The sequence below is a fragment of the Chryseobacterium sp. II3a genome, assembly GCF_057815135.1.
Window position 1 is genome coordinate 511,205 of sequence record NZ_JBYPZJ010000001.1, and the last position, 14,855, is coordinate 526,059.

General features: G+C 36.5%; 16 protein-coding genes. 6 read left to right on the forward strand and 10 right to left on the reverse strand.

Annotated features, from left to right (window positions below):
- Window positions 1-44: 44 nt before the first annotated feature.
- A complete protein-coding gene (locus AC3HD6_RS02315) occupies window positions 45-1,127 on the reverse strand; it encodes an endonuclease/exonuclease/phosphatase family protein (protein ID WP_488894885.1) in 1,083 nt (360 codons plus the stop codon).
- A gap of 115 nt (window positions 1,128-1,242) precedes the next feature.
- Here AC3HD6_RS02315 and AC3HD6_RS02320 point away from each other — a divergent pair, with 115 nt between their 5' ends.
- Together AC3HD6_RS02320 and gloA2 are read left to right on the forward strand one after the other, a co-directional pair.
- Complete coding sequence (locus AC3HD6_RS02320; protein WP_488894886.1) at window positions 1,243-1,683, forward strand: nuclear transport factor 2 family protein; 441 nt, start codon at window positions 1,243-1,245, stop codon at window positions 1,681-1,683.
- 25 nt (window positions 1,684-1,708) lie between these two features.
- Window positions 1,709-2,086, forward strand: coding sequence for an SMU1112c/YaeR family gloxylase I-like metalloprotein (gene gloA2 / locus AC3HD6_RS02325; protein WP_488894887.1), 378 nt, complete (start codon window positions 1,709-1,711; stop codon window positions 2,084-2,086).
- On the opposite strand, the gene AC3HD6_RS02330 is transcribed toward gloA2, so the two are convergent.
- Both AC3HD6_RS02330 and AC3HD6_RS02335 read right to left on the reverse strand, forming a co-directional pair.
- On the reverse strand, window positions 2,087-2,470 hold the full coding sequence (locus AC3HD6_RS02330) for a DUF1634 domain-containing protein (RefSeq protein WP_068944153.1): 384 nt from the start codon (window positions 2,468-2,470) through the stop codon (window positions 2,087-2,089). It lies immediately after the preceding gene.
- The gene (locus tag AC3HD6_RS02335; RefSeq protein WP_347217684.1) at window positions 2,470-3,300 is read right to left on the reverse strand and encodes a sulfite exporter TauE/SafE family protein; all 831 of its coding nucleotides are present in this window, start codon (window positions 3,298-3,300) and stop codon (window positions 2,470-2,472) included. The genes AC3HD6_RS02330 and AC3HD6_RS02335 overlap by 1 nt, the downstream gene beginning before the upstream one ends.
- A gap of 97 nt (window positions 3,301-3,397) precedes the next feature.
- Here AC3HD6_RS02335 and AC3HD6_RS02340 point away from each other — a divergent pair, with 97 nt between their 5' ends.
- Complete coding sequence (locus tag AC3HD6_RS02340) at window positions 3,398-3,949, forward strand: DUF1543 domain-containing protein (protein WP_488894888.1); 552 nt, start codon at window positions 3,398-3,400, stop codon at window positions 3,947-3,949.
- 24 nt (window positions 3,950-3,973) lie between these two features.
- Window positions 3,974-5,086 (forward strand): 5-(carboxyamino)imidazole ribonucleotide synthase, encoded by a 1,113-nt coding sequence (locus AC3HD6_RS02345; protein ID WP_488894889.1) that lies wholly within the window; start codon window positions 3,974-3,976, stop codon window positions 5,084-5,086.
- A 71-nt stretch (window positions 5,087-5,157) separates the two neighbouring features.
- Here AC3HD6_RS02345 and AC3HD6_RS02350 read toward each other — a convergent pair whose 3' ends face one another.
- The 4 genes from AC3HD6_RS02350 to AC3HD6_RS02365 all read right to left on the reverse strand — a co-directional run bounded on the left by AC3HD6_RS02350 (window position 5,158) and on the right by AC3HD6_RS02365 (window position 9,460).
- Window positions 5,158-5,865: an SH3 domain-containing protein gene (locus tag AC3HD6_RS02350; RefSeq protein ID WP_488894890.1), complete on the reverse strand. Its 708-nt coding sequence runs from the start codon at window positions 5,863-5,865 to the stop codon at window positions 5,158-5,160.
- A 79-nt stretch (window positions 5,866-5,944) separates the two neighbouring features.
- A complete protein-coding gene (locus tag AC3HD6_RS02355; RefSeq protein ID WP_488894891.1) occupies window positions 5,945-6,610 on the reverse strand; it encodes an SH3 domain-containing protein in 666 nt (221 codons plus the stop codon).
- A gap of 156 nt (window positions 6,611-6,766) precedes the next feature.
- Window positions 6,767-8,890 carry a cation:proton antiporter gene (locus AC3HD6_RS02360; RefSeq protein WP_488894892.1) on the reverse strand — a complete coding sequence of 708 codons (2,124 nt, stop codon included), beginning with the start codon at window positions 8,888-8,890 and terminating at the stop codon, window positions 6,767-6,769.
- A 6-nt stretch (window positions 8,891-8,896) separates the two neighbouring features.
- A complete protein-coding gene (locus AC3HD6_RS02365; protein ID WP_068944147.1) occupies window positions 8,897-9,460 on the reverse strand; it encodes a hypothetical protein in 564 nt (187 codons plus the stop codon).
- 150 nt (window positions 9,461-9,610) lie between these two features.
- Here AC3HD6_RS02365 and AC3HD6_RS02370 point away from each other — a divergent pair, with 150 nt between their 5' ends.
- The gene (locus AC3HD6_RS02370; protein WP_488894893.1) at window positions 9,611-10,531 is read left to right on the forward strand and encodes an alpha/beta hydrolase; all 921 of its coding nucleotides are present in this window, start codon (window positions 9,611-9,613) and stop codon (window positions 10,529-10,531) included.
- A gap of 79 nt (window positions 10,532-10,610) precedes the next feature.
- On the opposite strand, the gene AC3HD6_RS02375 is transcribed toward AC3HD6_RS02370, so the two are convergent.
- Entirely contained in the window at window positions 10,611-11,519 is a 909-nt protein-coding gene (locus AC3HD6_RS02375; protein WP_488895340.1) for a DMT family transporter, read from the reverse strand.
- 317 nt (window positions 11,520-11,836) lie between these two features.
- On the opposite strand from AC3HD6_RS02375, the gene purE reads away from it, so the two are divergent.
- A complete protein-coding gene (purE, locus tag AC3HD6_RS02380) occupies window positions 11,837-12,340 on the forward strand; it encodes a 5-(carboxyamino)imidazole ribonucleotide mutase (RefSeq protein WP_123910708.1) in 504 nt (167 codons plus the stop codon).
- 56 nt (window positions 12,341-12,396) lie between these two features.
- Here the strand turns inward: purE and AC3HD6_RS02385 are convergent, their stop codons facing one another.
- Together AC3HD6_RS02385 and AC3HD6_RS02390 are read right to left on the reverse strand one after the other, a co-directional pair.
- Window positions 12,397-14,076 (reverse strand): BspA family leucine-rich repeat surface protein, encoded by a 1,680-nt coding sequence (locus tag AC3HD6_RS02385; protein ID WP_488894894.1) that lies wholly within the window; start codon window positions 14,074-14,076, stop codon window positions 12,397-12,399.
- A 70-nt stretch (window positions 14,077-14,146) separates the two neighbouring features.
- Entirely contained in the window at window positions 14,147-14,689 is a 543-nt protein-coding gene (locus AC3HD6_RS02390; protein WP_488894895.1) for a T9SS type A sorting domain-containing protein, read from the reverse strand.
- Window positions 14,690-14,855 lie beyond the last annotated feature (166 nt).

Here is a 14,855-nt window from a genome sequence, read left to right on the forward strand (position 1 = left end):
ACTAAAATAATATTCAATAGGTGGGCTTTAGCTCACCTATTTTATTAATCTTCAGTAACTACTATATCGCGGTCGCCGTCTTCCTGCTTTCCTTCCTTTATCATTTTTTCCGCTTCAGCTTTTTCTTCAGAATTGGCTGTTTCTACCAGTTCCTCTTGTTCATCATTGTGATGGTCTATGAAAAACTCACAGTATACCGGCAAGTGATCTGATCCAAAATTTTCCAATGTTTTTAGCTGTTTGATGAAGATATCCTCACTGTGAAACATGAGGTCAATAGGAAATCTTAAAAGACGGTATCGGGCATGAAACGTGGAAACAAAAGAATGTCCTATTCTCGGATCAATCAGATGGCTTATTTTTCTGAAAAGTACAGATGATCTTGACCATGCAACATTATTGAAATCTCCGACTACAATAACCGGTTTTTTGATATCTTTTACCCGTTTGGCTGTACTTAGAAGATCCCCGTCTCTTTCCTTGGAAGTTTCCTCTTCTGTTGGACTTGGCGGCGGTGGGTGAACGCCGAAGAAGACAAATGGAAAACCGTCAGCTGTTTCCATATGTATCTCAATACTCGGAATATCATCTGCTACAAAATAATGAGTTTTGGCTTCCTTAATTTCAATTTTTGAATAGAAGTGCATTCCATAAGTGTTTTCAAGAGTTACTTTGTGCTGGTAGGGGTATTTTTTTTCCAGGCTTCTCATTGCTTTTTCCCAATCGCTATTGCTTTCCATAGTCATGAAAAAATCAGGCTCATATTTTTCAATAAGGTTAGAAAATCTTTCATATTCCTTATTGAACTGATATACATTGGCTGAAACAAAATGGAGTTTTTCGGAGGATTTGTAACGGTGTTTATGTTTTTTTACAGGATAGAAGCGGGTATATTTAATGAGGGTTTGGCTGTGATAAACAAATAAAACAAGCAGAAACCCCTGGTAATACCATAAATATTCTTTAGAATCAATTATAAACCCTAATAAAAAAGTAAAAAATATAAGATAAGTGACCTGTATTTTGGCAAATTCGGGAACCCGGAATATCCAGTGAGAATGCTGAATCTTGGGTAGTAGAGTTAAGACCAATAAAAGTATGGCCAGAATCATATAAATAATCCACATATAAAAAATCTTTGGCTGAAATAATTTTGTTACAATTTAAGAAAAATGGATTTTAAAATCTCATAATCAATTTAAATTTTATTTTACTTATTTTAGTTATCTAAACCTGTTCCTTATGAATAAAATAGCAGTAATTCTTTTGTTACTCAGCAGCTTCTGTTTCGGACAACAGAATAGGGAAATTGAGAAACCTATCCGTGACCTGTTTCTTGGCATGAAAAATGCCGATCCTGAGCTTGTAAAAACAGCTTTTGCTGAAAATGCAATTCTGCAGTCCATTACAAAAGACGGTATTGTAAAAAGTGATAGTATACAGGAATTTACAGCCACTATTTCTAAGTTTAAACCAAATGATCTTGATGAAAGAATTGTCATAGAATCTATTCATACAGATGGGAATATGGCTAGTGTATTTACCCCTTACAGCTTTTATCTGAAAGGAAAATTATCCCATTGCGGAGCCAATAGTTTTCAATTGGTAAAACAGAATAATGAATGGAAGATTCAGTATATTATTGATACGCGAAGAAAGCAAAACTGCAAGGAAATAAAATAATAAAAATCTAATTATTTAATAAAAAATGAAAATCCATCATATTGCCATCATTGGCTCAGACTACGAAGCATCAAAGAAGTTTTATACAGAGATTTTAGACCTACAGATTGTCCGTGAAGTGTATCGTGAAGAAAGACAGTCTTATAAACTGGATTTGGCCATTGGAGAGCATTATGTCATTGAGCTGTTTTCTTTTCCGAATCCACCTGCCCGTCCATCACGTCCTGAAGCTTGCGGGTTGAGGCATCTTGCTTTTTCTGTAGAAAATGTAACTGAGAAAAGAAACGAGCTGATAGGAAAGGGGCTTAATTGCGAAGAGATCCGAATCGATGAATTTACAGGAAAAGAATTTTTCTTTACCCAGGACCCAGACCAGTTGCCTCTGGAGTTTTATGAAATGTAATTAATGCGCATAACCTGCAAAGAAGCTTACTGCCATGATCGCTAAAACAACGGAAGAAATGAATACATAGATGTAGTCTTTTTCTTTTAAATAGCCTATTAAAGCAAAGATAATTCTCATTAGCGGAGTAAAGATCAGCAAAAGGATTCCTAATTGAATAATTGCCATTCCTTCTCCTTTGCATAATGATTCCCAAAAGTGGCTCCATACCTTCTCAGAAGAAGTACCTACGACAAGGCTGGTGTATTTTTTAGGCATTTCAAAACCTTCGGTAAACAGTTTGATAAAGCCGATCAGTGAAGTAGCCACAGATAGAATTACACCCAGTCTAAGGAGGTTTCCTACGGAGCGGTTCAGATCTACATCTGTAAAATTCTTTTTCATTATCTGAAGCTTTTGTTGATACCGTTATACATCATATACACTGAAAGGATGGTAATCACAATGGCGAAAAATACTTTTAATTTTTTCGTTTTGGAAACCATTAGGGTTTTAGAACCGATAAAACTTCCTATGACCACTCCAATCAGTACGGGAGCCGCAATTACAGGGATAATTTCCCCTCTTTGGAAGTAGATCAATGCACTGGCTACAGCTGTTACCCCAATCATAAAATTACTGGTTGTTGTAGAAACTTTGAATGGCAGCTTCATCATATTATCCATTGCTAATACCTTCAATGCCCCAGATCCAATACCTAATAATCCGGACATAGCTCCTGCGAACATCATCATCAAAAATCCAGGTACTGTATTTCTTGCAGAATAGTTTTTCAGGATTCCTTTATCCGGAAAAGTTCCGTAAAGCTTAAGTTTCTCTTCAAGGCTTCCATGGATTAAAGGCTCCTGATGGTCAGGTTTTCCTTTTAAATTTAAAACAACGGTCAGAAGAAGAATACTGGCGAAAATAATTCCGATGGTATTCGGGTTAAGCATTCCTGAAACCAAAGCTCCTACAATAGCACCGGCAGTGGTGGCGATTTCGAGAAACATCCCAATTCTCATATTGGTAAAACCTTCTTTTACGAAAGCTACCGCAGCACCGGAAGAAGTTCCGATCACAGAAATAAGAGACGCACCGATTGCATAATGCATTGGAACACCGAATCCCAGCGTTAATAAAGGAATAATGATAACCCCTCCTCCAAGCCCTGTAAGTGAGCCTAAAAGGCCCGCAGAAATAGCGCCAAAGAAGAGTATGATGATTTCTGACATACTACAATTAATGTTACAAATATAAAATTATTGTAGTAGTCTGCCAAACATTTGAAAAAGATAAATTTAACGTATTTTTGTATGCATGAAAAGTGAAATGAAATTATTTTATGTGATCCTTGGTGCAACCCCCAAAGGAAGAAACATAGAGCAGCATGACGTTTTTTTTGGGATTGCTGAAAGTCTGAAGGACTTGGTTCCGGATATGAAAGCCTTCTGGAAAGAAGCGGAAGGAAAGATTCATTTAGATTGTCATCAGGAAGTAAGATTTGCTGATGGTTACGAAGTGAAGATCGTTGAAAAGGGTGAAAACAGCTCTGAAGATCAGTTGTTCTTCCTTAATTTGGGTGGATATAAGCCAGGTTTTTTTGAAGAATTCCATGAGCAGCATCTGATGGTAGGGCAATCGATGGGAGAGATCGTGAAGAGAGCCAAAGCAACAGAATTTTATAAAACTATGGGATTCGAAGGAGCTGTAAGCCATATTGATGACAAACATGGAGTGGATATTGATGACATTTTTAATGTGAATGATATTCTTCCGGAAGCTATGAAAGAAAAATATTCTATTGTTCTTACAAAATCGGATGCTGAAAATCAGGAAAATCCAATAGGACTGGGATATTTAAAAATTGATAAAATTCAATAAGCGTAAATCTAATAAAAATAAAAAATGAAAATAGGAATTCTGGGAGGCGGACAGCTGGGAAGAATGTTGATACAAAGTGCTCTGAAGTATGATGATGAGTTTTATACTCTGGATCCGGCTTCTGATGCACCATGTCATAATATCTCATATTTTACTCAAGGAAATTTCAATGATTATGAGACTGTTCTGAACTTTGGAAAAGATAAGGATGTCGTAACCATTGAAATAGAACACGTCAATGCGGATGCTTTGGCTGAACTTGAAAAACAAGGAATCAAAGTAGTTCCTAATGCAGGTATCATCAAGACCATTCAGCAAAAGATCCTTCAGAAGGAATTTTATAAAGCTCACGATATCCCAAGCCCGGAATTTCAGGTCGTATGGAACAGTGATGAAAAGATCATGATGCCATTACCTTTTGTTCAGAAAATGAATACAGGCGGCTATGACGGAAAAGGGGTACAGGTGATTAAAACAGAAGATGATTATCAACATCTATGGAAAGAAGCTTCAGTGATTGAAAGCCTTGTAGATATTGATAAAGAGCTTTCTGTAATCGTTGCCAGAAATGAAAGAGGAGAAACCAATACTTTCCCGGTGACAGAAATGGTGGCTGATCCAAAACTTAATCTTTTAGACTTCAATGTGTGTCCGGTTTTGCTTACTGAAGATGTTCAGAGCCAGATTGATATTATTACTCAGAAGTTCTTAAACGCAGTAAATTCCCCAGGGCTCTTTGCCATTGAATTATTCCTTGATAAAGAAGGAAAGGTTTGGGTGAATGAGACAGCTCCAAGACTTCATAATTCAGGACACCAGAGCCAGGAAGGAAATACCAATTCACAGTTTGAGCAGATGTACCGTGTGGTAAAGAATCTTCCTCTGGCAGATACGGATGCTATTACCTATAGCGGAATGCTGAATCTGGTAGGAGCAGAGGGCTACGCTGGAAAGGTAGTATACGAAGGAATGGAAGACGTTTTGAAGTTACCTGAAACTTATATTCATTTATATGGAAAAACTGAAACCAAACCGGGTAGAAAAATGGGGCACATCAATGTCCTTGCAGATTCCAGAGAAGAGCTTATGGAAAAGCTGGTGATGGTGAAGGGAATGGTGAGAGTGATTGCTGAATAACTTAAAATTAAAATAATAAAAAGGGAGCCGTTTTAAAGTTAAAATGGCTCCCTTTTTATAGGCATCTTTTTTTAAAAAGGTCTCTTTAAGATTCTTTCTTTATAAACTCCTTTCACGATTTTAAAAAGGGCAACATAAGCTCCAGTACCATCGGAATTAATCATAGTAAGATATACTGTGTCATTTTTACGATCATAATAACACGTTGTAAATTCATTGCTAATATTAAAAAGGTTTTCAATTTCTTTAGTGGGAATCTGAATTTTTTTATCCTTGACCTGAACGGTAATAGATTTATAGTGCGTTTTGGGAGCAGTTCCGTCTGTCCCCCATGTCAGGTTTCCTTTATATTTATCCTCTATTTTTTGTCCGTTATGACTGGATGAAGAAAAGAACTTTTTATTGTCTTTATAATTGAACTTTTCAGTAATGATATCCACCTTAACATTTCCGGATTTGAAAATGGCTTTATTTTCATCTTTGATTATAGGAAGGATTACCTCGTATGAATCAATAAGTTTAACTTTTGAACTATTGATATAACCAGCTGTTTTATGATCATAATAAACATTCAGCCAGTTTTTATCGGCTTTATCCAGTTCAAAAGTATAAACAATTTCATTAGCGTTGATCTTTCCTGTGATCTTACTTTTTGCGTCCGGATTTTCTCGAAGGTTTACATAACCGTCTTTATCTACTATTTTAGCAAATTGAGCAAAAGAAAGTTGAATGCTTAAAATTGCAGCTGCCAGGAAGATCTTTTTTGTTTTCAATGCCATTGGGTCATTTTAAATTTTAAGAATAGCTTTATTGTTTATTCTAATGGGTCATGGAAATTAGATTATTCTGAAAATAAAACTAAAAAGGAATCTCCAGCGTTCTTCCTTTATACTCGCCTTTTTCAATGGTAAAAAGGGCAACATAAGCACCAGCTCCATCGGAATTCAGCATTGAGATGTATAAAGTATCATTGATGCGGTCGTAATAACAGTTCGTAGATTTATTATTGACCTGGAACAGGTTTTCAAACTCCTTGGCAGGAATCTGAATGGTTTTATCTCCAATTTGTGCACTAATGGAAAGATAGTGGGTCTTAGGAATGGTTCCGTCTAGTCCCCATACCTGCTGTTCTTTATAGAAATCACCATATAGTGTTGAGGTGAAATCTTTTTCATTTTCTTTAAAATTAAACTTTCCGGAAGTGATATTTACTTTAATGTTTCCTGACTTAAAGACAGCTTTGCTGGCATCACGTGCAATAGATGGAACTTTTTGATAGGATTCTATATATTTCAGCCTTGAATTATGAATATAACCATTGCTTACATTGGCCCAATTTTTATCATTAGGATCAAATATATAAACAATCTCATCCGAATTGATCTTCCCAACAATCTTACTGTTGGCATCTGCATTTTCCCTTACATTCACATAGCCGTCTTTATCTACAATCTTTGCAAACTGAGCAAATGATAATTGTACACTTAAAGCAGCCGTTACAAGGATTATCTTCTTTGTTTTCAATGAATTTTAATTTTGAGTAAAAATAAGTAAAATGGTTGGGAGTTGGAAGAGGGATGCTGGAAGCTACTTACAGACGGAAAATTACTTCCGATTTTCTTAAGAAAATTCATTATCTATCATGCTCAATAACTTCCAGCCTCCGGCTTCAAAACCTCCTTACTTAAATATTTTCTGAATCACATTTCCGATTTCCACAAAATCTCCATGATTGCCTACAGAACGTATTTCAGGACTGTTTTTATCATATTCGGAGAATGGGAAGATCAGAAGGTAATTATTATCATTCAGGTATCTGTTTAACAGTTCCGGGATAAGCCTCATACGAGGAATATAGGACTGCATCCCACGTTTAGCCATAAAAATAATCAATGCTTCATCATCCTTTAGCTGGGATGCTGTTCTTTCACCATCCTGCCAGGTATTCATAATGATGAATTCAGCTTCTATATTGGCTTTTTTAATAATTTTCTGAAGAATATCCACAATGTTCTCCGGGGCATAAAAAACAACAGTCGCTCCGGAATTTCTGGCGATATTCCAAACCCTTAAAAGTGCATGGAAGAATCCTGCTTCTTTATGGGCATTCTCAGGAATCATCACAGCGTATTTCTTAATGGTTGAAAGAGGCTGTGCAGCATGATATACCAATACGTTCACGTCATCATTCTGAAGATAGCCATTATAAAGGTTATAAACAAAAGACGGTGAAAAGCCTTTCTCATCTTCCAATCCGATAATCAGATCCGTGATTTTCTGTTCTTTGATCACGTTGTTTACTCCATTGATAACATCATTGTCATATCTTTTAAGAGCCTGTAATTTAACATCAGCCGCTGCTGCTGTATCAGCCGCCTGGTGAAGCAGTTTTTCAGCATTCTTCACTGAAGATTCATTTTTATCTTCATTGATGACATTTAAGGCAAAAAGATCTTCTGTATTGGAATGTGCTTTAATCAGAATTCCCAGATTGACCATTCTCTCCACAGTTTCTTCATGATTAATTGCCAACAGGATACTTTCCTCCTCATGACTGTCTCCGGAAACGGTGTCTTCATTATCTGACTCTGCAATTTTCTGAGCACTGGCCATGGAGATAAAGGATGAAATCGTACAAGAAATAAGGATCAATAGAATACTTCCATTCAGTACATGCTCATTCAATAATCTTACAGGTTCTCCCGTTTCTGTTTCAGAAAGGATAATATTATAACCTACCATTACGGATGCCAGAGTCGCTGCAGCTGAGGCAGAGCTCAGTCCGAAGATCAGTTTTCCTTCTTCTTTCGTTAGCCTGAACGTCTTTTGAGTAGCTACAGCAGAAAGATATTTTCCTCCGATAGAGGCTACTAGCATAATTCCAGCGACTTCCAGTGTTTCCCAGCTTTTGAAAAATACTTTAAAATCAATCAGCATTCCTACACTGATCAGAAAGAATGGGATAAATATAGCATTTCCTACAAATTCAACCCTGTTCATTAAAGATGAGGTATGAGGAATAAGTCTATTTAACGCTAATCCAGCAAAGAAAGCTCCGATGATGGCTTCTACTCCGGCCAATTCAGCAAGCATTGCTGCCAGGTAGATCATAACCAATACAAAAATATATTGTGAGATCTTATCATCAACTCTTTTGAAGAACCAACGTCCTATAATTGGGAAGACGATCAATACAATCAGGGCAAAAACAATGAATGAAACAGATAATTTGATCCAAAATTCTGTTCCTACATCTCCCTGTGACATTCCAACAATGATGGCAAGCACCAATAAGGCCAGGATATCTGTGATCATAGTCCCTCCAACGGTAATATTCACTGCCTTATTTTTGGCAATTCCCAGTTTGCTTACCAATGGATAAGCAATAAGGGTATGGGATGAGAAAAGACTGGCAAATAAAATGGAGGTAAGCATTGAGAAATGAAGGATGTAATATCCACCCAAATATCCCAACACAAACGGAACTATAAAGGTATAAAGCCCGAAAGTGAGACTTTTCCATTTGTTTTTCTTAAAATCTCCCATGTCAATCTCTAATCCCGCGAGAAACATGATATAAAGAAGTCCGGTAGTTCCGGTGACTACGATACTGCTGTCCCTGGATAATACGTTAAATCCATTGGGACCTATAATAGCTCCGGCAATGATAAGGCCCAAAAGGTGTGGAACCTTAATTTTATTTAGTAATAAGGGAGCCGCAAGGATAATGACCAGTACCAATAGGAACTTTAGTACCGGATCCTCTATGGGAAGGCTCAGGTTGTGTATACTCAGTAAAATCATAAGTGTTTATTTGGTGGAACGTACTAATTCAACAGAAAACTTAGCGGTACAGCCATCAGAGGTAATGGTTCTTGTTCCTTTGATCTTGTTGTCAGAAATATCATTAAGCAGAACGCTCATTTCTACATTTTTTTTAGCTGTAGAATCTGTTTTGAAGGAAAGCCTGATTTCATTATTTTCAAATTTACCGGAATACAGTCTTACCAGATTGTTGTTATTGATGATCTTGGTGATAGGCTGGGTAGAATCATTATCAAACTCCCAAAGATCTGTACGCTGGTCACCCACTGCATATTCACTGCAATTGGATTCTGTACAGATTACTTTTCCGTTCCATGGGCCGGAGATTTCTGCGGGCCATGTAGCAACTACTACAGAATCTTTTTTAGCAAAAATACTGTCCCTCATTTTTAAAAGAGACTGGTATTCGGATTCTTTTTTAGCGAATGTTTTTTCTTTTTCCAATAATTGTCTTTCCCTGTCTGTCAGGTTCTTCTCCTTTTCCTTGTAGTCACAGCTTACCAGGATAAAAGAGGCCGCAAGAAGTACGAAAAATGTGTTTTTTAGCATGTTGTATAGGTTGAGTATACAATATAAGAAAAATGAAGAGAATATAAAAACGAGGTTGGGCTGGATATGTTTTTTGTTATCTTTAATATATTGAAATGCAGTTTTATAGATTTATAATGTTGTTTTGATGAATACTCAAATTAAAATTAAATGAAAAATATTCTGTTCTCTTTTTTTATTTTTTGTCATCTTATCTTAGGAGGGAGTAGTTTTGCTGTTAAAGGGCAATTGCCTTCTGTTGCCCTATGGAAAACGGTTCCGGATGGACCGGGACCTCAGGGTGAGAATAAAATTTCTCAAAAAGGTTCTTATACCAGTATCAATGTTCCCAAATTAATTATACATCAACCTGCAAACCCTAATGGCATTGCTGTTTTGGTGATAAGTGGAGGCGGATATGCTCATATTGAATCTGGTTCCGAAGGTAATCCTACAGGAGAATGGCTGAGATCACAGGGAATTACAGCTTTTGAATTGATCTACAGGCTGCCTGGGGAAGGTTGGATTACCAGATCAGTTCCTTTTCAGGATGCTCAGCGTGCTTTACGAATCATCAGAAGTAATGCAGGAAAATATAAGATTGATCCTGATAAAATAGGTGTTCTGGGCTTTTCTGCTGGAGGTCACCTTGCAGGATATATTTCTTCTACTTTTGATATCGTATATTATCCTCCACAGGATGCCATTGATCAGATTTCAGCAAAGCCAGATTTTACTGCTATGATTTATCCAGTGATATCTATGCTTCCACCCAACAACAAGACACATTCTTTTAAATCTTTGTTGGGAAAATCATCAGACACAAAAGATCAGATAAAATATTCTGTTGAAAAGCAGGTAACAGAGCGAACTCCAATCACTTTTCTGGCACAGTCTGAAGATGATCCTATTTCACCAGTCGAAAACAGTATCCTTATGTATCAGGCTTTGAAGGACCACAAAGTCCCTGCTGAATTGCACTTGTTTCAATCCGGAGGGCATGGCTGGGGATTAGGTAAAAAAGATACCAATACCGGTGAATGGACAAATTTGTTTTTAAACTGGTTAAAAATCAATGGAATCTACAAGTAATGTTTTGTTTCAATAATTGTAGAATTCTTACTGAAGACCATTGAAAAAAGATAAATTCATTTTCTTATCCTAACCTATCTTATGCAGCCACCTTCTGCCGTTTAAACATTTCCGGTTTGTAATTAATGATGAATACTCCACAAATAATTAATGCAGCTGCAAGAATAAATTTCATTGAAATTTGTTCATCCATAATCAGCCAGCCCAGGAATATGGCAATAATGGTATTGATATAAGCCAATATGGAAACTTGCACAGGAGAAATTTTAGTTAAAGCATAATGGAATGCAAAAAAAGCAGCTACAGAACCGAAAATAGAAAGATATAACATTGCTGAAATACTTTTCAAGGTCCAGTTTCCGAAGTTATAGTTCTCTGAAAATAAGAAAGCAAGAATGATTTGAACGATGCCTGCAAACAGGAACTGGTAAAACAGGTTCAGGGTGATATTTCCGCTTTGGATATTGAGTTTCTTGGTGAAAATTGTTCCTGATGCCCATCCTGAAATAGCACAGAAAAGGAAGATCATACCCATCCTGTAATCCGGATTGGCCAGATCCTGCAGTCCGTCCCAGAAAATAAACAGAATGCCACTGAAACACATCAAAACACCAAGAAAAGCACGGATGCTGAACTTTTGTAAACCGACAGCCACACTTCCTAAAAATACCAGAATAGGGGAGCAGGCACTGATGAGAGAGGCCAGGCTGCTTGATACGGTTTCTTCGGCAACAGTAGTCATTCCGTTAGCTATGACCAGCATTAAGGTAGCAAAAATAATCTGATAGCTTAAACTTTTCCAGCCAATCCATTTGAATTCCTTTCTTGAAAGAAGGAGAATAAGCATAATAATTGAGGCCAGAAACTGACGGATTCCGGCTACAAACCACGCAGGAATGGTTTCCACAGCCACGCGTATCGCTAAAAATGTAGTTCCCCAAACAAAAGCAACGGTGAGAACAGCGAAAATAAGTTTATAATCTTTCAAAGTAAAATGAAGTGTAACAAGCAAATGTAGCAGTTTTTTAATGATGAAAATGGATACAGTTGAAACTATTTTTGATGATACAGATGGAAGGATGGAAGCTGGAGGATGGAAGTGATCGTAGGTTTTAGAGAAATTGAGATATGATATAGATAAAGAGGGATACCGTTTTGGAAATGCTTAGATGATAGGGTAGATGGAAGGAGGGTAGTTTTGCTGATCTTCGTAGGAATTACAGGATGAAAAGAATGATATTAGATTGTTCGGCAATAAACTTCCAGCTTTATTTTTTATCTTTGAACATCTAATAAAAATTGAAGATGGTAGGTATTATTATGGGCAGTCAGAGTGATCTGCCGATCATGGAACAGGCTGCAAATTTCCTTAAAAGCCTGGATATTCCTTATGAATTGACTGTAGTTTCAGCACACAGAACGCCGGAAAGAATGTTTGATTATGCAAAGACGGCTCAGGAAAGAGGTCTTAAAGTAATTGTTGCCGGAGCAGGAGGAGCAGCTCATCTTCCGGGAATGGTGGCAAGCTGTACAACACTTCCGGTAATTGGAGTTCCTATTTTGTCCAGCAATTCTATTGATGGATGGGATTCTGTGCTTTCAATTCTTCAGATGCCTGGTGGGATTCCAGTTGCAACTGTAGCGTTGAACGGAGCATTGAATGCCGGAATTTTAGCTGCTAAAATCATTGGAAGCGGTAACGAAGAAGTAGCTGCAAAACTTCAAAAATATCAGGATTCTTTAAAAGATAAAGTATTGGGGACTGTGGAAGATATTAAAGCACAGCATCCCAATCATTTTGATCAATAGTTTAATAATCGATTCAGTATATAAAAAGCCTCACTTTTTAGTGGGGCTTTTTACTTTTATTTTTTGATAAATTTTACATTTTGAGTGTTTTCTTTTCCATGAAGTTGCAGAATATAATTTCCGGGAGTTAAAGTTTGGATATTAATTTGTTCATTCATGAGTGCTCCTTTTAAAACAATTCTTCCAGGCAAATCAAGAATTGTATAGTGATCTGAATAAGCATTTTCAATGTAAATAACGTCTGTTGCAGGATTGGGATAGACATTTATGTTGTGATCTCTTTTTACCTCGGAGGTTGCAAGATTAGATTTGCATTCAGCATTATAAGTATCTCCTGTGATGATCCAGCCTTTATAGTTCATTAGGTAATCTCTTGCCATTACTGCCTCAGCGAGCGAATAAGAAAGAGGTGAAGCTGATGATATATTGATATTACTTGGTCCTAAAGGATTTTGACTCCATCCTGAAAGCGTTTTATCATAGTTTTGACAGCTTAGCGCCGTATTGGTGAGGATGTTATTAGCTTGTTGTAACGAGTTAAGTTTCCAGTTGCCCAAATTCTGATTGAAGGCAATCGCGTTGTTAAACATACTAAACATACTTGTCACATTACTTACATTCCATCCGGAAATATTTTGGTTAAAGTTTTTAGCCCCATTAAACATGTAAGCCATATTGACGACATTACTTACATTCCAGTTTGAAATATTGCCATTAAATTTATCAGCAAGAAAAAACATATTATTCATCATTGTTACATTGCCGGTATTCCAATTATTGAGATCCTGGTTGAAAGATTTGGCATTCGCAAACATAAGATTCATTTCTATAACTTTTGAAGTGTTCCAGTTGTTTAAAGGTTGATTAAACTTTAAAGCATTTTGAAACATCAGTTCCATTTCAAGATTACTGGACATATCCCAGCTGTTGATGGGTTGATTAAATTCAGAAGCATCAAAAAACATCGAGGCTGTAGTAACAACTTTTGACATATTCCAATTCGCTAATGGCTGATTGAAATTCTTTGCTCCCATGAATGTTATCGCCGTAGAAGTAACGTTGGATGTGTTCCAGTTTCCAATAGGCTGATTGAATACAATACATCCGCTAAAGGTTCCTATTAAGTAGGTAACCGTGGCAATGTCCCAATAATTGATGGTTGGATTTCCCACCAGTTTTTTGCAGCTTGAAAACATTCTGGATAAATTTGTTACCATAGAAAGATCTGGAATATCAGTGGCCGTAAAATCCATGTTTTCACAATAAAAGAAGGCATTTTCCATAGAAAGCCATTTAATATTCCCCCATTGTTCAATGTTTGTAATTTTATAATGATCTCCTACTGTACCAATAGTTTGATTTCCATTAATGATCTGAGGGCTTAAAAATTGTATCTGATTGAAATTCCCGTTTCCGCCACTTACTTTTACCCGGTAAGTTGCTTGAGATGGGTCTGGATTTAATGATGCTCCAAAATCTATGAGTAGATTATAATTGGAAGTGATATTTTGTATTGTAGCGTGATGAGAAGGATAACCTATTTCTTCCCAGTAGATCGTATAATTGGTTCCTATTCCCGGAAACCAGATCTGATGTTCATTAGAGGCGTAAGGAATACCTAAGGATGGAGGTGAAGATGGCAGACTTGGTTTCCAAACAGTGATAAACTCATTTTGTGATTTTACGATCTGAAAAAATAAAATAAAAAGAATACATGGTAATAGTTTTTTATACATATTAATATTTTGGAAAGTGGTTATAGTTTAGATTGATGTTTATTTTATGAGGTGAAGCAGGTCTCCGGGATTATTTTTTTATGAACTTTACATTCTGATTCCCATCTTTTGTATGGAGCTGTAGGATGTAGTTTCCTGGTGCCAGAACCCGGATATCAATTCTGTCCTCTGCCGGAGCTCCTTTTAAAATAATTCTTCCAGACAAATCAAGGATCGTGTAATAATCTGCGTGAATGTTTTTAATGTAAATACAATCTGTTGCAGGATTAGGATAGAGACTTATTTTATGATCTATATTTATTTCTGAAATTCCCAGATTAGAGACGCATTCCGGATTGTATATATCTCCGTTAATCGTCCAGCCTTTGGTATTTATCAGGTAATCCCTTGCTGTAGCTGCCTGAGGAGTTGAATAGGCCAGTGCAGAAACAGGTGATATATTGATATTATTGGGCATTGACTGATTCTGGCTCCATCCATACAGAGTACTGTTATAGTTTTGACAACTCATAGGAGTGTTTTCAAGAAGATTGTTTGCTACTTGTAATGAACTAAGATTCCAGTTTCCTAAATTTTGATTGAAAGATTCTGCATTGCTGAACATCCCGGCCATATTGATTTTTTTTGTTCATATTAATTTTTTTGTGAAATAAATATAGTTAAAATAAAATAAATAGATATTTTGTTAGCTTTAAAGTGTGTATAAGTGTTTTTTTTAAATAAAAATGAGTTAAATGATGTGAAATAAAAAACTCTCCAGTAGTTGGAGAGTTTTTGTA